This window comes from Tistlia consotensis USBA 355 (genome assembly GCF_900177295.1).
In the GTDB taxonomy this organism is placed as follows: Bacteria; Pseudomonadota; Alphaproteobacteria; order Kiloniellales; family DSM-21159; genus Tistlia; species Tistlia consotensis.
On the sequence record NZ_FWZX01000002.1, the window covers coordinates 382,948 to 408,116 of the forward strand.

Genomic DNA, 25,169 nt, shown 5'->3' on the forward strand with positions numbered 1-25,169 from the left:
TTGGGCAAGGACCAACCGCTGCGAGGAGGAGAGCCATGGAGGACGAGGCCAGGGTCGAGGACAAGGGCAGCGGCCACCGCATCGAGATCGAGCCGTCGCCCGACCGCGTGATCGTCACCTTCGCCGGCGAGACCGTCGCCGACAGCAAGCGCGCGCTGCTGCTCCACGAGACCGGCCACAAGCCGGTCGCCTACCTGCCGATCGAGGACGTGCGCCAGGGCGTGCTCCAGCCCAGCGACCGCACGACCCACTGCCCCTTCAAGGGCGACGCCGCCTATTTCCACCTGAAGGCCGGCGGCAGGATCGCCGAGGACGCCGTCTGGACCTACCCGACGCCCTACGGCTCGGTCGCCGAGATCGAGAACCGCGTCGCCTTCTACGTCGGCAGGATCGACGGCCTGGAGCAGCGCTTCGAGAAGGCGTGAGGCCGCCCCTCTCCCCTCGGGGAGAAGGGTCCTGCTATCCCGTCACTGCGACGATCTCGCCGATCCGCTCGCAGGCCGGCGAGAGCAGCGGCAGCAGCTGCGCCGCGATCGCCTCGGGCTTCGCCAGGGTCTCCTGATCCTCGCCGGGGAAGCCCTGGCGGCGCAGGGCCGTCGCCATCGGCGGCGGGCAGGCGAGGTTGGCCTTGACGCCGAAGCGCCGGATCTCTTCGGCATAGGAGCGCACCAGCACCTCGAGCGCGGCCTTGCTGCCGGCGTAGAGCGACCAGTAGGCGGTCGCCAGCCTAGCCCGCACGTCCGTGATGAACAGCGCCCGGCCGGCGGCCGAGCGGCGCAGCAGCGGGTCGAGGCTGCGGATCAGGCGGTAGTTGGCGGTCGTGTTGACCGCATAGACCTCGTCCCAGACCTTCGGCGGCAGATGGCCGACCGGGGAGAACTGCCCGAGGATGCCGGCGCAGCCGGCCAGGCCGTCGAGCCGGCCGAAGCGCTCGTAGAGCGCGGCGCCGAGCTGATCGATCCTGTCGCCCTGGCGCAGGTCCAGCGGCACCAGGGTCGGCTTGGCGCCGCCGGCCGCGACGATCTCGTCGTCCAGCTCCTCCAGGGCGCCGACGGTGCGCGCGGTCAGGATGCAGTGCGCGCCCTCGGCGGCCAGCGCCTTGGCCAGCGCCCGGCCGAGGCCGCGCGAGGCGCCGGTCACCAGCACCAGCCGGCGGTCCTCCTCCTGGGCAGCCGGGGTCGCGTCGGCGGGGTCCGGGGTATCAACGGGCACGCAATCCTCCACTCGTCTTGGGGCGCCGGCTGAGGCCTGTCGCACGCAGCGACAGCAGGCCGAGCCACTCCAGCAGGGCCAGCAGCGCGACGCCGAGCAGCAGGCCGGTGCCGGCGTAGATCAGGCCCTCGATGGTCAGCGGCACCGCCGGCTGGAAGTTGGCCATCGTCGAGTCGGCGATGGTCGGGTCGAAGTGCTGGACGAAGGCGACCGGCCGGCCCAGCGGCGTCGCGATCGAGAAGGCCTCGTAGGCGGCCTGCAGCTTGTCGAGCGCGTGCAGCGTGGCGCGCGCGCCCTCGACCAGCACGCGGGTGAACTCGCCGCCGTCGGCCTCGGCCTTGGCCAGGTACTCGTCCGGCGACAGGCCCAGCCTGGCGGCCTCCTCGGTGACCTGGGACAGGTCGGCGCGGGCCTGCGCCAGGCGGCCGGCGAGCTGCTGCTGGTACTGCGCGAAGAAGGCCGGAAACTGGCTCAGCAGGGCCGCCCCGCCGGCCCCGAAGACGCCGTTGATCACCCGTCCGATCATGCCGCTAGGCCTCCCCCGGCCCGGAGCGCACGCCTCTCGGCCGTCGCCGAGACTAGGCTTCCGCCAGCAGCGACAGCTGCCGTGCGACCTTGCCTTCGCGGTCGGTCAGCCGGGTCGGGTAGTCGCCGGTGAAGCAGGCGTCGCAGAAGCGCGGCAGCGCCGGATCCCGCCCCGGCTCGCCCATCGCGCGATAGAGACCGTCGAGCGAGATGAAGGCCAGGCTGTCGACGCCGATGTAGCGGCCCATCTCCTCGACCGTCATCTTCGAGGCGAGCAGCTCCTCGCGCTCCGGCGTGTCGACGCCGTAGAAGCAGGAGTGGGTGGTCGGCGGCGCCGCGATGCGCATGTGCACCTCGGTGGCGCCGGCCGAGCGCACCATCTCGACGATCTTGCGCGAGGTCGTGCCGCGGACGATCGAGTCGTCGACCAGCACGACCCGCTTGCCGGCCAGCTTCGGCCGATTGGCGTTGTGCTTGCGGCGCACGCCGAGGTCGCGGATCTGCTGGGTCGGCTGGATGAAGGTGCGGCCGACGTAGTGGTTGCGGATGATGCCGAACTCGAAGGGGATGCCGGCCGCCTCGGCGTAGCCCAGCGCCGCCGGCACGCCGGAATCGGGCACCGGCACGATGACGTCGGCCGGCACGCCGCTCTCGCGCGCCAGCTCGGCGCCGATGCGCTGTCGGGCGTCGTAGATCGAGCGCCCCTCCATGACCGAGTCGGGGCGCGCGAAGTAGATGTACTCGAAGATGCAATGGCGCTGGGGCAGGGCCGGGGCGATGCGCCGCGAGGTGATGCCCTCGGCCGAGAGGATGACCATCTCGCCGGGATCGACGTCGCGCAGGAACTCCGCGCCGATGATGTCGAGCGCGCAGCTCTCCGAGGTCAGGATATAGCCGTCGTTCAGCCGGCCGAGGATCAGCGGCCGGACGCCGAGCGGGTCGCGCACGCCGATCACCCCCTCGTGGGTCAGGGCGACCAGGGAGTAGGCGCCCTCGACCTGGCGCAGGCTGTCGATCAGCCGGTCGGCGACGCTGCCGGCCTGGGAGGTCGCGACCAGGTGGATGATCACCTCGGTGTCCATGGTCGACTGGAACAGCGAGCCGCGGCGCACCAGCTCGCGGCGCAGCGCGGCGGCGTTGGTCAGGTTGCCGTTGTGGCCGAGCGCGAAGCCGCCGAACTCGAGCTCGGCGAACAGCGGCTGGACGTTGCGCAGCACCGTCGCGCCGGTCGTGGCGTAGCGGTTGTGGCCGATCGCCGCATAACCCTGCAGCTTGGCCGTCTCGCGCTCGTCCGAGAAGACTTCGCTGACCAGCCCGAGGGCGCGGTGGGCATGGAACTGCTGGCCGTCGAAGCAGACCAGGCCGGCGGCCTCCTGCCCGCGGTGCTGCAGGGCGTGGAGCCCCAGCGCGGTCAGCGTTCCCGAGTCCGGGACGCCGAAGATCCCGAATACGCCGCACTCTTCGTGCAGCTTGTCGTCGTCGAAGGGATTGCTCGTGATCATTGGCTTGTTCCGGGGGCTGGGTCCTGGCCGACCGACTCGAAGAGCTGCTGCATCTGCCGCCGCGGGCCCTCCTTATAACCGGTCGCGTCGTCCTTTGCAGCTTCGTTGCCCGTGGCCTGGGGCCGCGCCTGGCCGGAGCCGGCTGGCTCGGCCGGCGCCGGCGGCAGGTTCCAGCCCAGCGAGTCCGGGGCCAGCGAGCGCAGCGCGGCGGCGCCGGCCTCGACCAGCGGCCGCGAGCGCGCCTCGCGGATCCAGGCGGGATGCTCGGCCGGCGGCAGCAGCCAGTTCAGCACCAGCCAGGCGACGCAGACGATGACCGCGCCGCGCAGCAGGCCGAAGACGAAGCCGAGCGAGCGGTCGAGTGCGCCGAGGCTGGAATCCTGGACGCGCTTGGAGACCATCCGCGAGATCACGGTCAGCACGATCAGGGTCAGGAGGAAGACCACGACCCCGGCGACGATGTCGGCGATCAGCGGGATCGCGATCAGCTGGCGCGAGACCGACTGGGCCGGCAGGAAGAAATAGAGCGTCGCCAGCGCAGCGCCGATCCAGGCGGCGATCGCCAGTACCTCGTGGACCAGCCCGCGGAAGAAGGCGAGGCCGGCGGAGACCAGCAGCACGGCGATGACGATGACGTCGGCGGCGTTGATGGGAAGGTTCATCGATTCCTGGCCGGGGTCATGCGTGGCGCCTCATGGGCGCGCCCGGCGAGACGCTAGATAGGGTCTCGACGAGCTCCTGCAAATGGCCGATCTCGACGGTCTCCAATGCGCCCTCCGCAGAGGCGCGCTGGGGCGCCTGTGCGCCGGCCTCGCGCGCCTTGCCGCGGCGCGGCGGCAGGAAGGCACGCTCGAAGCCCAGCTTGGCCGCCTCCTTCAGGCGCTGCTCGGCCTGGCTGACCGCGCGCACCTCGCCGGCCAGGCCGATCTCGCCGAACACCACGGACTCGGCCGGCACCGGCCGGTCGAACAGCGCCGAGACCAGGGCCGCGGCGACCGCGAGGTCGGCGGCCGGCTCGGAGATCCTGAGGCCGCCGGCGACGTTGAGGTAGACGTCCTGGCCGGCGAAGCTGAGCCCGCAGCGCGCCTCGAGCACCGCCAGCACCATGGCGAGCCGTCCGGAATCCCAGCCGACCACGGCGCGCCGCGGGGTGCCGAGCGAGGAGGGCGCGACCAGCGCCTGGATCTCGACCAGCACCGGGCGCGTGCCCTCCAGGCCGGCGAAGACGCTGGCGCCGGAGACCTCGCCGTGGCGCTCGGCCAGGAACAGGGCCGAGGGGTTGGCGACCTCCATCAGGCCGCGCTCGGTCATCTCGAAGACGCCGATCTCGTCGGTCGGCCCGAAGCGGTTCTTGGTGGTGCGCAGGATGCGGAACTGGTGGCCGCGCTCGCCCTCGAAGGTCAGCACCGCGTCGACCATGTGCTCCAGCACCTTGGGGCCGGCGATCATGCCCTCCTTGGTGACGTGGCCGACCAGCAGCAGCACGAAGCCGCGGGCCTTGGCCAGGCGGATCAGCTCCTGGGCGCTGGCGCGCACCTGGGAGACCGTGCCGGGCGCCGATTCCAGCGAGTCGACGAACATCGTCTGGATCGAATCGATGACCACGACGGCCGGACCGTCGGCATGGTCGAGCGCCTCGACCAGGTCGCGCACCGAGGTCGCCGAGGCCAGCTCGACCGGCGCCGCGGTGACGCCGAGCCGCTGGGCGCGCAGCCGCACCTGGTCGATCGCCTCCTCGCCCGAGACATAGGCGCAGGCGCGGCCGCTGCGCGCGGCCAGCGCCGCGGCGGCCTGCAGCAGCAGGGTCGACTTGCCGATGCCGGGGTCGCCGCCGACCAGCACGGCAGAGCCGGGCACCAGGCCGCCGCCGGTGACGCGGTCGAACTCGGCCATGCCGGTGACCCGGCGCGGCACCGGCGCGCCCTCGCCCTCGAGCCCGACGAAGGCGATCCGCTGGCCCTTGCCGCGGGCCCCGCTGCGGTTTCCGGACGGGCGCGCGCCGAGACCGCCGGGCGCCGCGCCGCCGCCGGACAGCTCCTCGACCAGGGTGTTCCAGGCGCCGCAGGCCTCGCAGCGGCCCGCCCACTTCGGGAAGACCGATCCGCAGGACTGGCAGACGTACTCGGAACGAGGCTTGGCCAGCGCCTTGGCCCTCCCGGCTCGGGTCCTCGCGTCGGCCGGCCGCCTGCCGGCCCAGGGCGAAGCACCCTCAATGAACGACGAACGTCCTAGGCGAAGTGGTCCTGCAGCGGAATGTCGATCGGCCCTTCGTCGGTGCCGTGGATGAACTGCTCGACGTAGGGGTTGCCCGAGCGGTCGATCTCGGCCGTCGGGCCGTTCCACACGATCCTGCCCTTGTACAGCATCGCCATCCGAGTCGAGATGCGCCGCGCGCTCGCCATGTCGTGGGTGATCGACAGGCCGGTGGCGCCGAGCTTGCTGGTCAGCTTGACGATCAGCTTGTCGATGATGTGGCCCATGATCGGGTCGAGGCCGGTGGTCGGCTCGTCGAAGAAGATGATCTCGGGGCTGGTCGCGATGGCGCGGGCGAGCCCGACGCGCTTGCGCATGCCGCCCGACAGCTCGGCCGGATAGAGCTCGCCGACCCTGGGCTCCAGGCCGACGTCGGCGAGCCGCCTGTCGGCGAGCTTGCGGGCCTCGGCGCGCTTCATCTCCTTGGCCTGGATCAGCCCGAAGGCGACGTTCTCCCAGACCGGCAGGGAGTCGAAGAGCGCGGCCGACTGGAACAGCATGCCGAACTTGCGGCGCACCCGGTCCATCTCGCGCTCGGACAGGCCGACCGTCTCCTCGCCGTCGACCTGGATCGAGCCGGCCTCCGGGGTCAGCAGGCCCAGGATGCACTTCAGCAGCACCGACTTGCCGGTGCCCGAGCCGCCGATCACGACCAGCGACTCGCCGGGCGCGATCTCGAGGTCGACGCCGTCGAGCACGACGTTGCTGCCGAAGGCCTTCTTCAGGCCGCGGATCCGGATCTTCGGCGTGGTGCCGCCGGGGGCGCGCGGGGCGGGTGCTCGCGGGTCGGGGCTCATCGGGCGAAGAACAGCTCGGTGATGATGTAGTTGAACGACAGGATCAGGATCGAGGCCGAGACCACGGCGTTGGTCGTCGCCTGGCCGACGCCCTGGGCGCCGCCCTTCGAGTTGTAGCCGTGGTAGCAGCCCATCAGGGTGATGATGAAGCCGAAGACCGCGGCCTTGACCAGGCCGGAGAAGACGTCCTGGAAGATCAGGAAGTCGAGGGTGTTCTTGATGTAGGTGTCGGGGTTGAAGCCGAGCTTGTAGATCGACACCAGGTAGCCGCCGAAGATGCCGATGATGTCGGCGACCAGCACCAGCATGGGCAGGGTCACGACGCCGGCGATCAGGCGCGGTGCGACCAGGTACTTGAAGGGGTTGGTCGCCAGCGTCACCAGGGCGTCGATCTGCTCGGTGACCCGCATCGTGCCGATCTCGGCGGCCATGGCGGCGCCGATGCGCCCGGCGACCATCAGGCTGGCCAGCACCGGCCCGAGCTCGCGGGTGATCGAGACGACGACGACGTTGGGGATCGCGCTCTCGGCCGAGAAGCGCGCGAAGCCGGTGTAGCTCTGCAGCGCCAGCACCATGCCGGTGAAGATCGCGGTCAGGCCGACGACCGGCAGCGAGTAGTAGCCGATCTCGATCATCTGCCGGACGATCAGCCGGCCGAAGAACGGCGGGCGAAAGCAGTGGCTGAGCGCCTGCGAGGCGAACATCACCAGGCGCCCGGTGACCGCCAGGAAAGCCAGGAAGGCCCGGCCGAGCGGCTGGATCACCGGGACCACGGGCTCAGCCATGCCGGTAGACCCGCCGGTAGCGCCCGCCCAGCGAGGTCAGCACCTCGTAGCCGATCGTGCCGGCCGCCGCGGCCAGGGCGTCGACGTCCTGGCCGGGCCCCAGCAGGTCCACGAAGCTGCCGACCGGCGGCGCCTCGGCGAGGTCGGTTACGTCGAGCGTGATCAGATCCATCGATACCCGGCCCACCAGCGGCACGGCGACGGCCGCACCCTTCTCCCGCGCCTCGACCCAGGCCCTGCCCCGCCCGGACAGCGATCGCAGGAAGCCGTCGGCATAGCCCAGTCCGACGGTCGCGACCACCGTGCGCCGCTCGGCGCGGAAGGCGGCACCGTATCCGACGCTCCTGGGGGGGTCAATAACCCGGACCTGCAGGATTCTGCCTTGCAGTCGAACCACTTGCGCCATCGGGTTGGGCTGTCCCGGGGTCGGATTGACGCCGTAGAGCGCAGCGCCCGGGCGCAGCAGGTCGAAGCGGTACGCTGGGCCGAGGAAGCTGCCCGGCGAGTTGGCGAGGCAGGCCTTCATGGCCGGCAGGCGCTCGCGCGCGGCGCGAAAGGCCTCGAGCTGCTCGCGGTTCAGGGGATGGTCCGGCTCGTCGCCGCTGGCCAGGTGGCTGATCAGGTAGGCGACCGAGACGCCGGCCAGGCGCTCGGGCTCGGCGGCCAGGGTCGCCAGCTCGTCGGCCGGCAGGCCGAGCCGGCTCATTCCGGTGTCGACGTGCAGGCAGGCCGGCAGGGCGCGGCCTTCCGCCGCGGCCAGGCGGCCCCAGCGCTTGATCTCCTGCAGCGAGTTGAGCACCGGCCGGATGCCGGCGGCGAGGTAGTCGCGCTCGGCGCCGGCGCCGAACAGGCCGCCCAGCACGTAGACCTCGGACTCGGCCGGCAGCACCCGGCGCAGGGTCAGCGCCTCGTCGGGCAGCGCGACGAAGAAGATCCGGGCGCCGGCCTGCCAGAGCGCCGGTGCCGCGCGCTCGGCGCCCAGGCCGTAGGCGTCGGCCTTGACCACGGCGGCGACGGCTATGCCGTCGGCCTCCTCGACCAGGCGCCGATAGTTCGCCTGGAGCGCCCCCAGGTCGACGGTCAGGATGCCGCCCGCCAGGTGTTCCGGCCGCGCCGCCGCGGCTTCGCTGTCAGCGGACATCCGGCAGATGGTCGTCCGGGACGTAGTCGCCGAAGCGCGTGGTGTTGCCGTCGAAGGTCAGCTTGCGGCTGCCGATCGGGCCGTGGCGCTGCTTGGCGACGATCACCTCGCCCAGGCCGTAGGCCTCCTCGCAGCGCTGCTGCCAGTGGGAATAGCGCTCCTGGTACTTGTCCTCGGCCTCGTTCTCGCGCCGCTGCGGCTCGGCACGCTCCAGATAGTACTGCTCGCGGAACACGAACATGACGACGTCGGCGTCCTGCTCGATCGAGCCCGACTCGCGCAGGTCGGAGAGCTGCGGGCGCTTGTCCTCGCGCTGCTCGACGGCGCGGCTGAGCTGGGAGAGCGCCAGCACCGGCACGTTGAGCTCCTTGGCGATGGCCTTGAGGCCGCGGGTGATCTCGGAGACCTCGTTGACCCGGTTCTCGGCGCGGCTGCCGCCCGGCGGGGACATGAGCTGCAGGTAGTCGACGACGATCAGCGACAGGCCCTGCTGGCGCTTCAGGCGCCGCGCCCGGGTGCGCATCGCCGAGACCGAGATCGCCGGCGTGTCGTCGATGTAGAGCCGGATCGTCGAGAGCCGCCGGCTGACGTCGACGACCTTCTCGAAGTCCTCGCGGGAGATGTCGCCGCGCCTCAGCGAGTCGGAGCGCACCTCGCTCTGCTCGGACAGGATGCGGCTGGCCAGCTGCTCGGCCGACATTTCCAGCGAGAAGAAGGCGACGGTCTCCGGCTCCTCGATCTCGCTGCCGTCGGCGGCGCGCTCCAGGCGCCGCGAGGCCGCGACCTTGAAGGCGATGTTGGTCGCCAGCGCCGTCTTGCCCATCGAGGGGCGGCCGGCGAGGATCAGCAGGTCCGAGCTGTGCAGGCCGCCGAGCAGGGCGTCGAGGTCGCGGAAGCCGGTCGCGACGCCGGCGATCTTGCCGTCGCGCTTGTAGGCCGCCTCGGTCAGCTCGATAGCCTCGCGCAGGGCGGTCTTGAACTCCTTCAGGCCGCCCTCGGTCTGGCCGGTCTCGGCGAGGCGGTAGAGCCGCTCCTCGGCGAGCTCGATCTGCTGCGGCGCGCCGAGCTCCAGGTCGTGGCGGTAGGCCTCGTTGACCACGTCCTCGCCGAGGTCGATCAGCTGCCGGCGCAGGTAGAGGTCGTAGACGATGCGGCCGTAGTGGCGCACGTCGACGATGTTGACGTAGTTGGCCGCCAGCTCCGCGAGGTACTGGGAGCCGCCGACCTGGGCCAGGTCGCCGTCCTGGTCGAACTTGTTCTTCAGGGTGACCGCGGTCGCCAGCTGGCCGCGCTCGATCAGGATGCCGCAGGCCTCGTAGATGCGGCCGTGCGCCTGGTCGGCGAAATGGTCGGCCTGCAGGAAGTCGCTGACCTTCTCGTAGGCCAGGTTGTTGGCCAGGATCGCGGCCAGCAACGCTTGTTCGGCTTCCGTGTTGGCCGGCGGCAGGCGGCTGCCGAACTCGGGCTCGTCGGAGGAGAGGGCGGCAAGGGCGCTGTTCATCTGGGTCGCTTGGGCTTTCGCGATGGGCGTGGGTCGATGCGCAGCCTAGTCGGAGCGGTGCCGCCCCGTCGTCCCTGCCGTGACGATTTAATTGCGTGGACAAGGTGGATAGCGGGAGCAAACGCCGCAAGCCCGCAGCCTAGGCCGATTCTCGCCGGACGGTCCAGGTTTGTTCCCTCGGCTGCGCGGCTTGCCGCAGGCCGGAACGGCCCTGCCTCCCGCTCGTTGCCCGGCCGTCTTGCCGAGCAGGAGAGAGTGGATGACGGAGCTACGCAGGACGCTTGCCGCGCTGGCCGTCGCGCTGGCGGCGATCGGGGCCTCGCCGGCGCTGGCCGACATGTTCGCCGACTGGGACGCCAACGGTGACGGTGTCGTCTCGCGCGACGAGTTCCACGAGGGCATGGGCGCCATCGGCGTCTACCGGCGCTGGGACGCCAACCACGACGGCATCCTCTCCGACGACGAGTTCCGGGCGGCCTGGGGCCGGCCCGGCGCGGAGGTCGAGGTGCCGCCGCCGCCGATGCCGAAGGACGAGGCGACGAAGCGCGGCGTCCTCGAGCGCGGCTACTTCGACCGCTACGACGCCAACCACGACGGCCTGCTGGAGCGCCCGGAGTTCGAGCGCTTCGAGCGGATGGTGGCGCGCGAGCACTGGTTCCGCTGACGGCCGCCCGGGCGCTCGCTCGTCCCCGCTGCCCGCCCTCTCGCGCCGCCGCGCGGGTGGCCGAAGAGCCGCAGACCGCCTAGTCTGGTCGCGGGCATCGTCAGGGAGGGGAGGGGGACGACATGGCCCGGGCATTGCTCGTTGCGCTGCTGGTCGGCGGCACCGTCTGCTCGTCCGCCTGGGCGAGCGAGCCGGCGACAGGGGAGGCCGGCTCGCGCTTCACGCTGTCGGGCAGCATCGGCGTCGCCCTGCTGCAGGCGGACCAGTACCTCTTCGAGGACGACGGCTCCTACGCCAGCCATCTGATCTGGAAGTCGGACCCGGTGCCGGTCGCGACCTTCGAGGCCGGGTGGCAGGGCGAGGGACACTGGGCGGTGCTGGGCTCGCTGAGCGTCGCGCTCGACCACACGGGCTACATGGAGGACTACGACTGGTTCGATCCCGGCCGGGACTGGACGCACCGCTCGCAACATCCCGATACCGATCTCGAGCGCTACGTCGCGCTCGATCTCGGCGCCCGCTACGACCTGCTGCGGCGGGACGAGGGAACCTTCGGGCTGCGGGCCGGCTTCCGCTACACCGACGTCAAGTGGACCGCCTACGGCGGCAACTACGTCTACAGCAGCGACGGCGGATTCCGGGATCTGACGGGCAGCTTCTCGCCCGAGAAGGGCATCACCTTCCACCAGATGCTGCCGGCCTTCTACCTCGGGCCCAGCGGCTCGGCGCGGATCGGCCGGGCGACCTTCTCCGCCAGCCTCGTCGGCGGCCTGACCTTCGCCGGCAGCGCCACGGACGACCACTGGCGCCGCGACCTCCACTTCGAGCTCGACCTGGGCGAGGCGCCCTATCTCGGGGTCCAGGCGCGGCTGGACTATCCGCTCGCCTCGGCGGTCTCGCTGTTCCTCAACGCCGACTACCAGCGGAACTTCCTGATGAGGGGCCCCTACACCGCCGAGGACACCACGACCGGCGCCAGCGAATACATCCCGGGGAATCCCAGCGGCGCCGCGTTCCAGTCGCTGCGCCTCGACGCCGGCCTCAGCCTGCGCTTCTGAGCCGGCTCAGCCGCCGTGCCGTTCGCGGCTGTCGGCCGGCGCCTCTTCGCGCTCGGCCATGCCGTAGTCGCGCAGCACGGCGGCGACTCTCAGGCGGTAGTCGGCGAACAGGCGGCCGCGGCCCTCGGCCTGGGCGGCGCGGTGCCGCTCGAGCCGGCGCCAGGCCTCGACGGCCGCCTCGTCGCGCCAGAACGACAGCGACAGGATCTTGCCCGGCTCGGTCAGGCTCTCGAAGCGCTCGATCGACAGGAAGCCGTCCATCCGCTCCAGCTCGGGCCTGAGCGCGGCGGCGATGTCCAGGTACGCGGCGCGGCCCTCGGCCTTGGGCCGGACCTCGAAGATCACGGCGATCACGGCCGCGGCTCCGCGGGGCGCTCCAGGGTCGGCTCGACGGCGCGCAGGAAGCTGCGCTCCTCGCGCAGGATCAGGCGCTCGGCCTCGGCGAAGCGGAAGTTGGCCATGCCCTCCGGGTCTTCCCGGAGCCGCGCCCGGTAGGCCTCGTAGGCGGCCAGGGAGTCGAAGGAGATCAGGGCCGTGGCGACGTCGTTCGTGCCCTCGTGGGGCAGGAAGTAGCCGTGCAGGCGGCCGCCGCAGCGCGGGATGATCGTCCCCCAGGCCTCGGCGTAGCGCTCGAAGAGCTCCTTCTTGAAGGGATCGAGCTGGTAGCGGATGCAGCAGGTCACGGTCATCGGCGTCCTCCCGTCGTCGAGCAGGCCGAGACTACAGCGAAACGGCCGGGGACGCTTCGTCCCCGGCCGAAACGCTCGGGCTCGCCCGGCCGTCAGGAGCCGCGGGGCAGCAGCTTCTCGACGTCGGCCGACATCTCCTTCAGCACCTCCAGCGGCTCGTTCGCACGGCTGCCGTTCACGATCGACTGCAGGTGGTCCTTGATCACGTCGGTGATCTTCAGGCCGTTCTCGCCCGGGAAGGCGTACCACTTGGTCAGCAGCGGCAGCTGGCTGACCGCGACGTAGTTGTTCGGGTGGCTCTGGTAGAAGTCCTTGAGATAGACCTCGTTGGCCTTCTTGTTCGGCGGCATGTAGCCGGTCGTGCGCGCGACGACCGCCGCGCCCTCGGCGCCGGTCCAGAACTTGACGACCTCCCAGGCCGCCTTCTGCTTGGCCGGGTCCTTGGTCAGCACGATGGCCAGGTTGCCGCCGGCCGGCAGGCGGCCGACGCCGGGCTTGACGTCCGGGAAGGCGGCGGTCTTGAGCGCGAACTTGCCGCCGATCATGTCGGTGACCTTGGCCAGGTCCGAGGTCGAGGTGAAGTGGATGCCGGTCTTGCCCGCGGCGAAGGTCGCGCGCAGGTCGGCCTCGCGGTAGTCCGGCATCTTGCCCTCGGTGACCATCCGCGCGATCTGAGTGATCGCCCACCGGCCCTCGGGACCGTCGAAGGCGACCCTGGTCTCGTCGGCGTTCATCATGGTGCCGCCCTGGCTGAACACCGGCGCCTGGAACAGCCAGTTGCCGGTGATGTTCCAGGCGTAGCTCATGCCGTTGATGTCGTCGCCGAGGGCGTCGATCTTGGCCGAGAGGGCGAAGACCTCGTCCCAGGTCGTCGGCAGGTGCGCGGGATCGCCGCCGGCGCGCTTCACCAGGTCGAGGTTGTAGTAGGCGATCGGCAGGGAGATCGCGAAGGGGATGCCGTAGACGTCGCCCTTCATGGTGCCGATGTCGAACATCGCCTGGTGAAAGCCCGCGGCCTCGAAGTCCTTCTCCTGCTCGATGAAGCCCTTCAGCGGCACGGCGATGTCCCGGTCGACCAGGATGCGCAGGCGGTTCAGGCCCTGGAAGGTGATGTCCGGGGTCTGGCCGGTGATCGCCTCGCGCAGCACCTTCTGGGTGCCGTCCTCGTAGGACTCGTAGGCCGGCCGGAAGGTGACCTTGATGTCCTTGCCGGCCTCGGTCTTCTCGAAGGCCTCGCGGATCTCGGCGTGGGTCCTGTTGAACAGCTCGCCGTAGGGGTACTGGATCACGATTTCGGTTTGGGCACGCGCCGCGGCGGTGCTAACCAACAGGGCGGCCGCAGCCGCCAGTAGCATCCCTGTCCTCATCGATTTGCCTCCTTGGGTCAGGGGTGGGCCGCCGGTCGCGAGGGGATCACTTCATGCCAGTGAAGGTGATCCCCTCGATGAACCGGCGCTGGGCGAAGAGGAAGAGCAGGACGAGCGGCAGGATGATGATCGCCGCCGCCGCCATCAGCGGCCCGTAGCTGGTTCCCGCCTCTTCGTTGCGGAACGCCACCACGCCCAGGGGTGGCGTGTAGAGGTGCTCGGCGTTGACCGCGATCAGCGGCCAGAAATAGTCGTTCCAGTGCGCGACCACCGAGAAGATGCCGAAGGCGGTCAGCGCCGGCAGCGCGGTCGGCAGCATGACCCGCCAGACGATGCCGAACTCCGAGATGCCGTCTATGCGCGCCGCGTCGACCAGGTCGTCGGGCACGGTCCGGAAGAACTGGCGCATCAGGAAGATGCCGAAGACCGAGATCGTGAAGGGCACGATCAGGGCCGCGTAGCTGTTCAGGATGCCGAGCTGGAAGAACAGCAGGAACAGCGGCACGGCGACGGCCTGCGGCGGGATCAGCAGGCACAGCAGCACCAGGGCGAAGACCGTCTCGCGGCCCCGGAAGCGCAGCTTGGCCAGCGCGTAGGCGGCCGGCAGGGCGACCGCGGCCTGCAGCAGGAAGATCGAGGCCGTGACGACCGCGCCGTTGAGCAGGAAGCGGCCGAGCGGCGCCTTGGTGAAGGCGGCGGCGTAGTTCTCCAGGCCGTAGAAGTGCTGCGGCCAGAGCCGGATCGTGTCGAGGAAGATCTCCTCCGGCGGCTTGATCGAGGTCAGCAGCATCCAGAGGAAGGGCGCCAGCGCGAAGAGCGCGATCGGCGCCAGGGCCAGATGGCGCAGGACCGCGCCGCGCCGCGACAGGGGCCGGCCGGCGCTCATCCGTAGTGCACCCGGCGCTCGAGGATGCGCGCCTTGACCAGGGTCAGGATCAGCACGAAGACCAGGAACACGACGGTGATCGCCGAGGCGTAGCCGGAGCGGAAGAACTCGAAGCCCTCGGCGTACATCGAGTAGAGCAGCACCTCCGTCGCCTTGGCCGGCCCGCCCTTGGTCAGCACCTGCACCGTGTCGAAGACCTGGAAGGAGCGGATCGCGCTGATCACCAGGACGAAGAGCAGCACCGGGCCGAGCATCGGCAGGGTGACCAGGCGGAAGCGCGACCAGGCCGAGCGGGCGCCGTCCATCGCCGCGGCCTCGTAGAGCTGCCGCGGGATCGAGACCAGCCCGGCCAGGAACAGCACCATGTTGAAGCCGAACAGCTGCCAGATGCCGATGACCGCGAGCACCGGCAGCGCCAGGTCGGGCTCCTGCAGCCAGTTGTGGCCGGGCAGGCCGAGCGCCCGCAGGCAGAGGTTCACCAGGCCGAAAGAGGGCTGCAGCATGAATTCCCAGGAGATCGCCATGGCGATCAGCGTGGCCATGACCGGCACGAAGAAGACCGCGCGGTAGAGGCTCTTCAGGCTGCCGCCGGCCTCGATCAGCAGGGCGACGCCGAGGCCGAGGCCGACCGCGCCGGGGACGACCAGCGCGACGTAGAGCAGCGTGTTGGTCAGCGAGGTCCAGAACACCCGGTCGCCGGCCAGGTCGGCATAGTTGTCGAGCCCGACGAAGGCGAGGCTGCGGGCGCCGAGCTGGTAGTCGGTCAGCGACAGCAGCGCGACGGCCGCGACCGGCCCGATCAGCAGCAGCGCCATCAGCAGCAGCGCGGGGCCGGTCAGCGACCAGGCGGCCAGCGCCTGCCGCCGGCGCAGGGCCGCGGCCAGGGCGCGAGGCGCCTCGGCCCGTGCCCCGCTCCGCGCCGCGAGCGATGCCTCAGCCATGGGCGGCTTCCGCGCGCGGCCGCGCGTCCTGCCGGGGCGCCGCACGCAGCGGCAGGGCGCGGCCCTGGCGGTCGAACAGCACGAGGCGGCGGGCGTCGAAGTCCAGGGTGACCGGGCCGTCGGCGAGGCGCGGCGCGGCGTGGCTGCCGTCCGGCTCCGGCTCCCGGCGGACGACGAGCGGCGCCTCGAGGCCCTCGACCGCGACGTGCAGGAAGATCTCGGAGCCGAGGTTCTCCAGGTGCACGACGCGTCCGGCGAGGCCGCGGCCGCGCGTCTCGTGCAGCGCCTCGGGCCGGAGACCGGCGAGCGCCGCCTGGCCCTGGCCCTCGAGCGCGACCCGGCCGGTCGGCAGGCCGAGCAGCGTGACCGCGCCGTCGCCGCCGATCGCCGCCGGCAGCAGGTTGATCTTCGGCGAGCCGATGAACTCGGCGACCCGCCGGTCGGCCGGCCGGTGGTAGACCTCGTGCGGGGTCGCGACCTGCAGCAGCTCGCCGTCCAGCATGACGGCGATGCGGTCCGACATGGTCATGGCCTCGGCCTGGTCGTGGGTCACGTAGACGAAGGTCGTGGCCAGGCGCCTGTGCAGACCGGCGATCTCGCTGCGCATGTGGACGCGGAGCTTGGCGTCGAGGTTCGAAAGCGGCTCGTCGAGCAGGAAGGCCTCGGGCTCGCGCACCAGCGCCCGCCCGACCGCGACCCGCTGGCGCTGGCCGCCCGACAGCTGGGCGGGCTTGCGCTGCAGCAGGTGGCCGATGTCCAGGATCTCGGCGGCGCTGCGCACGGCCGCGTCGATCGCCGCGCGCTCGCGCCGGCTGCCGGGCAGCAGGCCGCCGACCAACGGCAGGCGCTGCAGGCCGCTGAGCCGGCGCATGCGCAGCGGCACGGCGATGTTCTCGGCGACCGTCAGGTGCGGATAGAGCGCGTAGGACTGGAAGACCATCGCCAGGTTGCGGGCGCTGGCCGCGATGCCCTCGACGGCGCGGCTGCCGATGCGGATCCGGCCGGCGTCCTGGACCTCCAGGCCGGCGATGATCCGCAGCAGGGTCGACTTGCCGCAGCCCGACGGCCCGACGAGCGAGAGGAACTCGCCGTCGGCGATGGCCAGGGAGACGCCCTTCAGCACCGCCGTCGGACCGAACGACTTGCGGATTCCCTCCAGTTCGATGCCGGCCACCCTCGCCTCCCGCTGCGCCTCATGCTGCGGTGCGAAGTCTAGCTAGATCGCTTTTCTGCAATATGACGCGTTATAAGCTGCGCTTATGGGGTGGGCAGGGGAATTGTCGTGGCGAGACCGAGCTATGCCCAGCTGCGCGCCTTCAACGCGGTCGCCCGCGAACGCAGCTTCTCGCGGGCGGCGGCGGCCCTCGGCGTCACCCAGCCGGCGGTGACGGCGCAGATCCGCAGCCTGGAGGAAGCCTTCCGGGTGCGCCTGTTCGAGCGCACCGGCCAGGGCGTGCAGTTGACCGCGCTGGGCCAGCGGCTGTTCGAGCAGACCGACGCGATCCGGGAGGTGGAGGACCGGGCAGCCGAGATCCTCTCGGCCTCCTTCGCGCTGGCGGCCGGCGAGATCCGTGTCGCGGCCGGCGCGCCGGCGCCGACCATGCGTCTCGTGGCTGAGTTCGGCCGGCGCTACCCGGGCGTGCGCGTGACCACGACCTTCGGCGCCTGGGACGAGGTCGTCGCGGCGATCCGCACCCGCGAGGCCGACATCGGCATCCTGACCGAGGCGCCGAAGGAGCGGAGCATCGCCGCGCTGAGCTACCTGCGGCAGCGGATCGTCGCCCTGGTGCCGGAGGGGCACCGCCTCGCCGCGGCCCGGCAGCTGTCGCTGCGCGACCTGGAGCGCGAGCCGGTGGTCTTCCGCACCGGCCAGTCGCTGACCCAGAAGACCCTGGAGCGCCGCCTGGCCGAGCTGGGCCTGACGGTCGCGCCGATCCTGCTGCTGGAGACCCGGGAGGCGATCTACGAGGCGGTCGCCCAGGGGCTGGGCATCGGCTTCATGTTCGACGCCGCCTCGACCCGGCTCGACGGCGTGCGCCGGGTCGCGGTGCGCGAGCTGCCCGACAGCTACAGCGAGGACGTGTTCTGCCTGGCCGACCATCGCGGGCTGCGCACCCACGAGGCCTTCTTCGAGATGGCCGCCTCGCTGGGCGCCGCCCTGCGCGACGGCGCCAGGCGCTGAGGGCGGAGCCGAAGGCCGGCTACTCCGCCGCCGTGGCGTGGCGCGAGTCGAGGTAGGGTACCGAGAAGCGCTCCTGCTCCAGCTCGGCCAGCCGCTTCTCCTCCTCGACCATGTAGTCGCGGGTCAGCGGGATGGCGTCGAGGCGTCGGGTCAGCTGGATCTGGAAGACCATCAGGCCCTGGCGGCGGAAGCCGAGCTCGCAGCCGACCAGGTACATCTCCCACATCCGGCAGAAGCGCTCGTCGTAGAGCTCCGCGATCGCCTTGCGGTTGGCCTGGAAGCGGGCGTTCCAGTTCTTGAGGGTCTCGGCGTAGTGCAGCCGCAGGATCTCGATGTCGGTGACCAGCAGGCCCGATTTCTCGACCGAGGTCATGACCTCGGACAGGGCCGGCACGTCGGCGCCGGGGAAGATGTACTTGCGGATGAAGGGGTTGATCGGCGAGGGCTCGTCGAAGCGGCCGATCGAGTGGATCACCGCCACGCCGTCCTCGGCGAGCAGCTTGCGGACCTTGCCGAAGTACTCGTCGTAGTTGGCCTTGCCGACGTGCTCGAACATGCCGACCGAGACGATGCGGTCGAAGGGGCCGTTCTTCTGCCGGTAGTCGACCAGCTCGAAGCGGCAGTGGTCCTGCAGCTGCGCCTCGGCGGCGCGCGCCTGGCTCAGCTTGTACTGCTCGACCGACAGGGTGACGCCGGTCACGTCGGCGTCGGCGACCTGGGCCAGGTAGAGCGCCATGCCGCCCCAGCCCGAGCCGATGTCGAGCGCCGTCAGGCCCGGCTCGGCCAGCCGCAGCTTCGCCGCCAGATGGCGCTTCTTGGCCAGCTGGGCGCTCTCCAGGTCGGTGTCCGGCGTCGCGAAGTAGGCGCAGGAATACTGCCGGTCCGGGTCGAGGAACAGGTCGTAGAGCCGGCCCGACAGGTCGTAGTGGTGCGCGACGTTCTTCTGGGCGCGGCCGATCGGGTTGTACTGCTTGACCCTGCGGCCCTGGCGCAGCAGCCAGTTGCCGGCCTTGACCAGCCAGTGCTCCTCGAGCCGGTGGTAATTGTGCGCCATGACATCGAGCAGGCTGTAGAGGTCGCCCTCCTCGATGGTCAGCAGACCGTCCATGTAGGCCTCGCCGAGCCGGACCGCCGGGTTGACCGCCAGCTTCCATTCCAGGTCGGTGCGGTGCAGCTTGACGACCGCCCGCGGCTCTGCGCCGTCGCCGTAGTCCCGTCGCTGGCCGCGTGCGTCGATCACGCTCAGCGAGCCGGTCCTGATCATATGCGCGAAAAGAGAGTGCAGCAGCATGACAGGCTCCTCCGACTTACGTCCGGACCCCGTTACCGCCCTGGCAAACACGGAGGCGCGAACGACTCGGTTTGTTTTTAGCTCTTCTAATCTTTCAACGGGATGTCGCGTCTGGCAAGGGTCTGGGCTCCTAAACGTTGACGATCACAGGATTATTGCCTCCAAGTCGCTGGTGCGCCAAGCGCCCCGCGACTAGCTTTGCGGGCAACGAGAACCCGGAGGATTGCCCGTTGAGCGTACCGAAGACCCTACTGGCCATGGCCGGCGCCGATCCGCGGCCGCACGCCTGGAAGAGCAGCGTCCTGCTGCTCATCGACATGCAGAACGAGTATCGAAACGGAAAGTTGCCGCTGCCCGGCGTCGAGCCGGCGCTGGCCGAGGCGGCGCGCCTGCTCGAGCGGGCACGCATGCAGGGAACGCCGGTCATCCATGTGCAGCACGAGGGGCGGGCCGGCGGCGCCTTCGACCCCGGCAGCGAGGCCTTCGCCCTGTCGGACCCGGTCGCGGCGGCGGCCGGCGAGCAGCGGATCCTCAAGCGGCTGCCCAACGCCTTCGCCGCCACCGGCCTGGCCGATGCGCTGGAGGGGCTCGGCCGCAAGAACCTGATCGTCGGCGGCTTCATGACCCACATGTGCGTCTCCTCGACGGTGCGCGCCGCGCTGGACCTGGGCTACGCCTCGACCGTCGTCGCGGCCGCCTGCGCAACCCGCGACCTGCCCGACGGTGCCGGCGGCGTCGTGACCGCGGCGGAGCTGCACCGCGCCGAGCTGGCGGCGCTGGCCGACCGCTTCGCCGTGGTCGTGCCGGATGCCGCCCACACCGCCGGGGACTGACGCGCCGGACTTCCTGGCGGCCGCCGGGCGGCCGGACGTCGCGCCCGCCCTATCGGGTTACCGCAGGGGGTTTCGCCGCCCGCGGCGGGGGCATATATCTCTCGCCGACACCAGAGTTTCCGACATGGGAGGAGAGCGGCAATGAGCGTACAGGCTATGGTCGCGCAGGACGGCTCGCCGAAGCTCAAGGACGGCAAGCTGTTCCGGCAGCAGTGCTACATCGACGGCCAGTGGCTCGACGCCGACAGCGGCGCCACCCTCGAGGTCACCAACCCGGCGACCGGCGAGACCCTCGGCAGCGTGCCGAAGATGGGCGCCGACGAGACCCGGCGCGCCATCGAGGCGGCGAACGCGGCCTGGCCGGCCTGGCGGTCGCTGACCGGCAAGGAGCGCTCGAACATCCTGCGCAGGTGGTTCGAGCTGATGATGGCGAACCAGGACGACCTCGGGCTGCTGATGACCCTGGAGCAGGGCAAGCCGCTGCCCGAGGCCAAGGGCGAGATCGCCTACGGCGCCTCCTTCGTCGAGTGGTTCGCCGAGGAGGCCAAGCGCGTCTACGGCGACGTCATCCCGGGCCACCAGCGCGACAAGCGCATCGTCGTGCTGAAGCAGCCGGTCGGCGTGGTCGGCGCGATCACGCCCTGGAACTTCCCGAACGCCATGATCACCCGCAAGGCCGGCCCGGCGCTGGCCGCCGGCTGCACGATCGTGATCAAGCCGGCGACGGCGACGCCCTATTCGGCGCTGGCGCTCTGCGAGCTGGCCGAGCGGGCCGGCATCCCCAAGGGCGTCTTCAACGTCGTGACCGGCTCTTCCTCGGCGATCGGCGGCGAGCTGACCGGCAACCCGATCGTCCGCAAGATCTCCTTCACCGGCTCGACCGAGGTCGGCAAGGTGCTGATCAAGCAGTCGGCCGAGACGGTCAAGAAGCTGTCGATGGAGCTGGGCGGCAACGCGCCCTTCCTGGTCTTCGACGACGCCGACCTCGACGCCGCGGTCGAAGGCGCGATGGCCTCGAAGTACCGCAACGCCGGCCAGACCTGCGTCTGCGCCAACCGCCTGCTGGTCCAGGACGGCGTCTACGAGGCCTTCGCCCAGAAGCTGGCCGAGAAGGTGAAGCAGCTCAAGGTCGGCAACGGCCTGGACGAGGGCGTCGTCCAGGGCCCGCTGATCGACATGGCGGCGATCGAGAAGGTCGAGGAGCACATCGCCGACGCGGTCGCCAAGGGTGCGACGGTCGTCGTCGGCGGCAAGCGCCATGCGCTCGGCGGCAGCTTCTTCGAGCCGACCGTGCTGACCGGCGTCACCACCGAGATGAAGGTCACCAAGGAGGAGACCTTCGGCCCGGTCGCCCCGCTGTTCCGCTTCGGCAGCGACGAGGAGGGCATCGCCATGGCCAACGACACCGAGTTCGGCCTGGCGAGCTACTTCTACGCCCGCGACATGAGCCGGGTGTGGCGCGTCTCCGAGGGCCTGGAGAGCGGCATCGTCGGCATCAACACCGGCATCATCTCGACCGAGGTGGCGCCCTTCGGCGGCGTCAAGGAGTCGGGCCTTGGCCGCGAGGGCTCCAAGTACGGCATCGAGGACTTCCTGGAGATCAAGTACCTCTGCATGGGCGGCGTCTGACGCCGCCCGGCCCCGGACCAGGAACGGGCGCTCGATGGGCGACGTCAACCGCCAGATCGTCCTGGCCGAGCGGCCGGGGCGGCACGGGGTCACGCTGGACTGCTTCCGGCTCGAGGTCGCGGAGAAGCCGCGGCCCGGGCCGGGCCAGCTCCTGATCCGCAACCTCTACCTCTCCTGCGAGCCGGCGCAGCGCGGCTGGATCGCGGCCGGCGCCAACTACTCGGAGCCGGTGCCGCTCGGCGGGGTGATGCGCAGCTTCGCGCTCGGCCAGATCGTCGAGAGCGACGATTCGCACTGGCCGGCCGGCAGCCTGGTCTACGGCCGCTTCGGCTGGCAGGACTGGCACGTCAGCGACGGCCGCGACATCGACCGCCGCTGCCATGCGGCCGACGGGCCGCTGGAGCTCAACCTGCACCTGCTCGGGCTGACCGGTCTCACCGCCTACCTGGCGCTGACCGAGATCGGCAGGCCGAAAGCCGGCGAGACCGTCGCCGTCTCGACCGCCGCCGGCGCGGTCGGTTCGGTCGCCGGGCAGGTCGCCAAGATCCTCGGCTGCCGCACCGTCGGCTTCACCGGCAGCGCCGGGAAGGTGCGCCAGTGCCTCGACGAGTTCGGCTACGACGCCGCCATCGACTACAAGACGGCGGGCGACCTGGAGGCGGCGCTGAAGGCAGCGGCGCCGGAGGGCGTCGACGTCTACTACGACAACACCTCGGGGCCGGTCTCCGACGCCGTCATGACCCGGCTCCGGCAGGGCGCGCGCATCGCCATCGTCGGCACCATGGCGATCCCCTCGCACCCGGTGCCGCAGGGGCCGCGCTACAACCGCGCGATCCTGGTCAACCGGGCGACCGTGACCGGCTTCCTGGCCTTCGACTGGAAGGCGCAGTTCGACGCGGCGGCGAAGCAGCTGGCGATCTGGCACCGCGAAGGCCGGATCCATACCCGCCACGACGTCGCCGAGGGCATCGAGGCCGCGCCGGCCCACCTGCTGCGCGTGCTCAAGGGCGAGAACGACGGCAAGGCGATGGTGAGGATCGCCGAGGCCGAGTAGGGGCCGGAAAGCGGCTTGTCTGCCCCTCGGCAATAGCATTCGATGGCTGAATGCGAACCGTCTCCTTCAGCCGACTGCGCCGAAGCCTGGGTGTGATGCTGGGCCGGTGGCGGGGCCGCGACACTTCGCTGGCCGTCACGCGGGGGTGCAGCCGATCTGTCGGCGTCCTCTCGTCGGTCGAGCGCTTCGCCTCCTGCGAAGAGACGCACTACCTCTTGCATGGTCCGCGCAATGCCGTTCGTCTCCTGAAGGCAGTGGCAGAGCTGGATGCGGGCGAAGGCGCTCGCTGACGGTAATCCACCAGACGCTGCTCAGCCTTTGATTCGGGCACGGGCTTGCAGGTGAGGACCTCCCTCCCTGCCCCTCTGGGGCGGGGAGGGCCGGGGAGAGGTGGGGTGCAGAGTCGACGCAGGTTGCAGCGCTGCCGCACAGGCTCGCTGTCCCCCACCTCTCCCGGCCTCTCCGCCCCCAAGGGCGGAGAGGTGGACGTCAGGACGGTTGCGAGCACGCATGTGCCACCGCGCGTCACTTTGGGACAGCGCGCCATGCCTCCACTCCCTCCGCACGGTCACGGCTGCCTTTCCGCGGCTCGCGGGTTAAAGTCCCGCGCTCCCTCGCCATATGGCCGGGAAGGAGGGGATTTCGGATGAGCCAGTACGACTACGACCTCTTCATCATCGGCGCCGGCTCCGGCGGCGTGCGCGCGGCGCGCTTCGCGGCCGGCTTCGGCGCCAGGGTGGCGATCGCCGAGGAGCGCTTCTTCGGCGGCACCTGCGTCAACATCGGCTGCGTGCCGAAGAAGCTGATGGTCTACGCCAGCCACTTCTCGGAGGACTTCGAGGACGCGGCGGGCTACGGCTGGACGGTCGGCGAGCGGTCCTTCGACTGGGCGACCCTGATCGCCAACAAGGACCGCGAGATCGCGCGGCTCAACGGCATCTACAAGCGGCTGCTCGACGGCGCCGGGGTCGCGGTCTTCGAGGCGCGCGCGACCATCGTCGATCCGCACGGCGTCGAGGTCGGCGGCCGCAGGGTGACGGCGGCGCACATCCTGGTCGCGACCGGCGGCCGGCCGGTGCGGCCGCGCGAGCCGGGCCAGGAGCTGGGCATCGTCTCCGACGACGTCTTCCATCTCGACCGGCTGCCCGAGCGGATCCTGATCGCGGGCGGCGGCTACATCGCCGTCGAGTTCGCCGGCGTCTTCGCCGGGCTCGGCAGCCGGGTCACCCAGATCTACCGCGGCCCGCTGTTCCTGCGCGGCTTCGACGCCGACGTGCGCGCCTTCCTGGCCGAGGAGATGCCGAAGAAGGGCGTGCGCCTGGTCTTCAACGAGATCATCGAGTCGATCGAGAAGACCTCGAACGGCCTGGCCGCGACCCTGAGCGGCGGCGAGGTGCTGGAGGTCGACCAGGTGCTCTACGCCATCGGCCGCCAGCCCAACACGGCGAACCTGGGGCTCGAGAAGGCCGGCGTCGAGCTGGCCGCGAACGGCGCGATCAAGGTCGACCCGCACTACCGCTCCTCGGTGCCCTCGATCCTGGCGATTGGCGACGTCACCGACCGCATCCAGCTGACCCCGGTAGCCCTCGCCGAGGGCATGGCCGTCGCCAGGACGCTGTTCAACGACCAGCCGACCACGGTCGACTACCACGACGTGCCGAGCGCGGTCTTCAGCCAGCCGCCGATGGCCTCGGTCGGCCTGACCGAGGAGGCGGCGCGCATGCGCTGCGGCGCCGTGGAGATCTACCGCTCGACCTTCAAGCCGATGAAGCACACGCTCTCGGGCCGCGACGAGAAGACCCTGATGAAGCTGGTCGTCGAGCGCGACAGCCAGAAGGTCGTCGGCGCCCACATGGTCGGCCTGGATGCCGCCGAGATCGTCCAGGGCCTGGCGATCGCCATCAAGGCCGGCGCCACCAAGGCCGACTTCGACCGCACGATCGGCATCCATCCGACGGCCGCCGAGGAGTTCGTCACCATGCGCGAGCCGATCGCCGAGCCCGACGAGGCGCCCGAGGACGCCGCCGAGGCCATGCGGGCGGCGGAGTAGGGACGATGATTGCGCGCATTCTCAGGATGACCCCGGGCGCCGTCGCCGCCGAGACCGCGCCGGTCGATCCCGCGAAGCTGCTCGAGGGCAGCCCGAGCCAGACGACCGAGAACCACTACGAGGATGCCGATGGCCGCTTCTTCTGCGGCTTCTGGTCCTCGGAGCCGGGCGAGTGGCGGGTCGACTACAGCGAGCACGAGTTCTGCCACCTGCTCGAGGGCGAGGTCGTGCTGACCGCCGAGGACGGCAGCGCCGAGCACTTCCGGCGGGGCGAGGCCTTCGTCATCCCGGCCGGCTTCAAGGGCCGCTGGCGCTCGATCGGCCGGGTCCGCAAGCTCTACGCGATCTACCAGGCGTAGCGGCGGGGGCAGCGGCAGGCCGCTCCGCAAACGAGCAGCGCAGTACTGACCGGCGGAGCGCCCCCCAAACGGCTTCATCCTGAGCTTGTCGAAGGGTAAAGCCGTTCGGGCACCGTCCAGGCCGTTTCGCTTCGCCCTTCGACAAGCTGTTCAGACCGGGGACATAGTGGACACCCGTTCGGGGACATTGTGGACGGGTTTGAGCTCAGTCTGCTCGGTGAGGTCGAGGGACGCCAGCTTCTGATGGCAGAAGAAGATGTCGAGGCGTCCGTCGATCTGGGTGGGGCGCAGGGCGACCGGGGTGCCACGGAAGGCCTTGCCGATCTTGCGGCGCCGCCCGCGGTAGCTGATCCAGCCGTTCTGGTCGACCCAGCGCACGACGTCCTCGGGCTCGTACTCGATCGCCGGCAGGCGCTCGGGCAAGGCCCGCCGGCTGGGCTGGTAGCGCTC

Annotated in this window: 25 protein-coding genes and 1 pseudogene; 9 read left to right on the top strand and 17 right to left on the bottom strand. The window is 70.8% G+C overall.

What is annotated here, in order from left to right; genetic code table 11:
* Nucleotides 1-35 precede the first annotated feature (35 nt).
* The gene (locus B9O00_RS05315; protein WP_085121405.1) at nucleotides 36-425 is read left to right on the top strand and encodes a DUF427 domain-containing protein; all 390 of its coding nucleotides are present in this window, start codon (nucleotides 36-38) and stop codon (nucleotides 423-425) included.
* A gap of 34 nt (nucleotides 426-459) precedes the next feature.
* On the opposite strand, the gene B9O00_RS05320 is transcribed toward B9O00_RS05315, so the two are convergent.
* The 9 genes from B9O00_RS05320 to B9O00_RS05360 all read right to left on the bottom strand — a co-directional run bounded on the left by B9O00_RS05320 (nucleotide 460) and on the right by B9O00_RS05360 (nucleotide 9,716).
* Entirely contained in the window at nucleotides 460-1,212 is a 753-nt protein-coding gene (locus B9O00_RS05320; protein ID WP_085121406.1) for an SDR family NAD(P)-dependent oxidoreductase, read from the bottom strand.
* Nucleotides 1,202-1,738, bottom strand: a complete 537-nt coding sequence (locus B9O00_RS05325) for a DUF2937 family protein (protein ID WP_085121407.1) — start codon at nucleotides 1,736-1,738, stop codon at nucleotides 1,202-1,204. The genes B9O00_RS05320 and B9O00_RS05325 overlap by 11 nt, the downstream gene beginning before the upstream one ends.
* Before the next feature lie 52 nt (nucleotides 1,739-1,790).
* Complete coding sequence (gene purF / locus B9O00_RS05330; protein ID WP_085121408.1) at nucleotides 1,791-3,239, bottom strand: amidophosphoribosyltransferase; 1,449 nt, start codon at nucleotides 3,237-3,239, stop codon at nucleotides 1,791-1,793.
* A complete protein-coding gene (locus B9O00_RS05335; RefSeq protein ID WP_085121409.1) occupies nucleotides 3,236-3,901 on the bottom strand; it encodes a CvpA family protein in 666 nt (221 codons plus the stop codon). The genes purF and B9O00_RS05335 overlap by 4 nt, the downstream gene beginning before the upstream one ends.
* A gap of 16 nt (nucleotides 3,902-3,917) precedes the next feature.
* Nucleotides 3,918-5,381: a DNA repair protein RadA gene (gene radA, locus B9O00_RS05340; protein ID WP_085121459.1), complete on the bottom strand. Its 1,464-nt coding sequence runs from the start codon at nucleotides 5,379-5,381 to the stop codon at nucleotides 3,918-3,920.
* 86 nt (nucleotides 5,382-5,467) lie between these two features.
* Entirely contained in the window at nucleotides 5,468-6,289 is an 822-nt protein-coding gene (locus B9O00_RS05345; protein ID WP_085121410.1) for an ABC transporter ATP-binding protein, read from the bottom strand.
* Nucleotides 6,286-7,074 (bottom strand): MlaE family ABC transporter permease, encoded by a 789-nt coding sequence (locus B9O00_RS05350; RefSeq protein WP_085121411.1) that lies wholly within the window; start codon nucleotides 7,072-7,074, stop codon nucleotides 6,286-6,288. Before B9O00_RS05350 ends, B9O00_RS05345 begins: the two co-directional genes overlap by 4 nt.
* On the bottom strand, nucleotides 7,067-8,215 hold the full coding sequence (gene alr, locus B9O00_RS05355; protein WP_085121412.1) for an alanine racemase: 1,149 nt from the start codon (nucleotides 8,213-8,215) through the stop codon (nucleotides 7,067-7,069). Before alr ends, B9O00_RS05350 begins: the two co-directional genes overlap by 8 nt.
* Nucleotides 8,205-9,716 (bottom strand): replicative DNA helicase, encoded by a 1,512-nt coding sequence (locus tag B9O00_RS05360; RefSeq protein WP_085121413.1) that lies wholly within the window; start codon nucleotides 9,714-9,716, stop codon nucleotides 8,205-8,207. Before B9O00_RS05360 ends, alr begins: the two co-directional genes overlap by 11 nt.
* Before the next feature lie 259 nt (nucleotides 9,717-9,975).
* Here B9O00_RS05360 and B9O00_RS05365 point away from each other — a divergent pair, with 259 nt between their 5' ends.
* Together B9O00_RS05365 and B9O00_RS05370 are read left to right on the top strand one after the other, a co-directional pair.
* The gene (locus tag B9O00_RS05365) at nucleotides 9,976-10,380 is read left to right on the top strand and encodes an EF-hand domain-containing protein (RefSeq protein WP_085121414.1); all 405 of its coding nucleotides are present in this window, start codon (nucleotides 9,976-9,978) and stop codon (nucleotides 10,378-10,380) included.
* 122 nt (nucleotides 10,381-10,502) lie between these two features.
* A complete protein-coding gene (locus B9O00_RS05370) occupies nucleotides 10,503-11,438 on the top strand; it encodes an omptin family outer membrane protease (protein WP_085121415.1) in 936 nt (311 codons plus the stop codon).
* Nucleotides 11,439-11,444: 6 nt separating this feature from the next.
* Here B9O00_RS05370 and B9O00_RS05375 read toward each other — a convergent pair whose 3' ends face one another.
* The 6 genes from B9O00_RS05375 to B9O00_RS05400 all read right to left on the bottom strand — a co-directional run bounded on the left by B9O00_RS05375 (nucleotide 11,445) and on the right by B9O00_RS05400 (nucleotide 16,495).
* Entirely contained in the window at nucleotides 11,445-11,792 is a 348-nt protein-coding gene (locus B9O00_RS05375; RefSeq protein ID WP_085121416.1) for an antibiotic biosynthesis monooxygenase family protein, read from the bottom strand.
* Nucleotides 11,789-12,127, bottom strand: a complete 339-nt coding sequence (locus B9O00_RS05380; RefSeq protein WP_085121417.1) for an NIPSNAP family protein — start codon at nucleotides 12,125-12,127, stop codon at nucleotides 11,789-11,791. The genes B9O00_RS05375 and B9O00_RS05380 overlap by 4 nt, the downstream gene beginning before the upstream one ends.
* Before the next feature lie 92 nt (nucleotides 12,128-12,219).
* Complete coding sequence (locus B9O00_RS05385) at nucleotides 12,220-13,494, bottom strand: ABC transporter substrate-binding protein (protein WP_085121418.1); 1,275 nt, start codon at nucleotides 13,492-13,494, stop codon at nucleotides 12,220-12,222.
* 46 nt (nucleotides 13,495-13,540) lie between these two features.
* Complete coding sequence (locus B9O00_RS05390) at nucleotides 13,541-14,380, bottom strand: carbohydrate ABC transporter permease (RefSeq protein WP_085121419.1); 840 nt, start codon at nucleotides 14,378-14,380, stop codon at nucleotides 13,541-13,543.
* The gene (locus B9O00_RS05395) at nucleotides 14,377-15,321 is read right to left on the bottom strand and encodes a carbohydrate ABC transporter permease (protein WP_085121420.1); all 945 of its coding nucleotides are present in this window, start codon (nucleotides 15,319-15,321) and stop codon (nucleotides 14,377-14,379) included. The genes B9O00_RS05390 and B9O00_RS05395 overlap by 4 nt, the downstream gene beginning before the upstream one ends.
* On the bottom strand, nucleotides 15,314-16,495 hold the full coding sequence (locus tag B9O00_RS05400) for an ABC transporter ATP-binding protein (protein ID WP_085121421.1): 1,182 nt from the start codon (nucleotides 16,493-16,495) through the stop codon (nucleotides 15,314-15,316). The genes B9O00_RS05395 and B9O00_RS05400 overlap by 8 nt, the downstream gene beginning before the upstream one ends.
* A 108-nt stretch (nucleotides 16,496-16,603) precedes the next feature.
* Between B9O00_RS05400 and B9O00_RS05405 the strand changes: the two genes are divergently transcribed.
* Nucleotides 16,604-17,503, top strand: coding sequence for a LysR substrate-binding domain-containing protein (locus tag B9O00_RS05405; protein WP_085121422.1), 900 nt, complete (start codon nucleotides 16,604-16,606; stop codon nucleotides 17,501-17,503).
* Between the two features lie 19 nt (nucleotides 17,504-17,522).
* On the opposite strand, the gene B9O00_RS05410 is transcribed toward B9O00_RS05405, so the two are convergent.
* Nucleotides 17,523-18,794, bottom strand: a complete 1,272-nt coding sequence (locus B9O00_RS05410; RefSeq protein WP_085121423.1) for an SAM-dependent methyltransferase — start codon at nucleotides 18,792-18,794, stop codon at nucleotides 17,523-17,525.
* Nucleotides 18,795-19,024: 230 nt separating this feature from the next.
* Between B9O00_RS05410 and B9O00_RS05415 the strand changes: the two genes are divergently transcribed.
* The 5 genes from B9O00_RS05415 (at nucleotide 19,025) to B9O00_RS05440 (ending at nucleotide 24,719) form a co-directional block, all read left to right on the top strand.
* Nucleotides 19,025-19,627: a cysteine hydrolase family protein gene (locus tag B9O00_RS05415; protein ID WP_085121424.1), complete on the top strand. Its 603-nt coding sequence runs from the start codon at nucleotides 19,025-19,027 to the stop codon at nucleotides 19,625-19,627.
* Between the two features lie 141 nt (nucleotides 19,628-19,768).
* Entirely contained in the window at nucleotides 19,769-21,256 is a 1,488-nt protein-coding gene (gene gabD, locus B9O00_RS05420; protein ID WP_244906035.1) for an NADP-dependent succinate-semialdehyde dehydrogenase, read from the top strand.
* A 34-nt stretch (nucleotides 21,257-21,290) separates the two neighbouring features.
* Nucleotides 21,291-22,310 carry an NADP-dependent oxidoreductase gene (locus B9O00_RS05425; RefSeq protein WP_085121426.1) on the top strand — a complete coding sequence of 340 codons (1,020 nt, stop codon included), beginning with the start codon at nucleotides 21,291-21,293 and terminating at the stop codon, nucleotides 22,308-22,310.
* A 646-nt stretch (nucleotides 22,311-22,956) separates the two neighbouring features.
* The gene (gene gor / locus B9O00_RS05435) at nucleotides 22,957-24,360 is read left to right on the top strand and encodes a glutathione-disulfide reductase (RefSeq protein WP_085121428.1); all 1,404 of its coding nucleotides are present in this window, start codon (nucleotides 22,957-22,959) and stop codon (nucleotides 24,358-24,360) included.
* A gap of 5 nt (nucleotides 24,361-24,365) precedes the next feature.
* The gene (locus tag B9O00_RS05440; protein WP_085121429.1) at nucleotides 24,366-24,719 is read left to right on the top strand and encodes a cupin domain-containing protein; all 354 of its coding nucleotides are present in this window, start codon (nucleotides 24,366-24,368) and stop codon (nucleotides 24,717-24,719) included.
* Between the two features lie 150 nt (nucleotides 24,720-24,869).
* Here B9O00_RS05440 and B9O00_RS33000 read toward each other — a convergent pair.
* Nucleotides 24,870-25,169: pseudogene (locus B9O00_RS33000) on the bottom strand (IS481 family transposase); the annotation flags it as partial.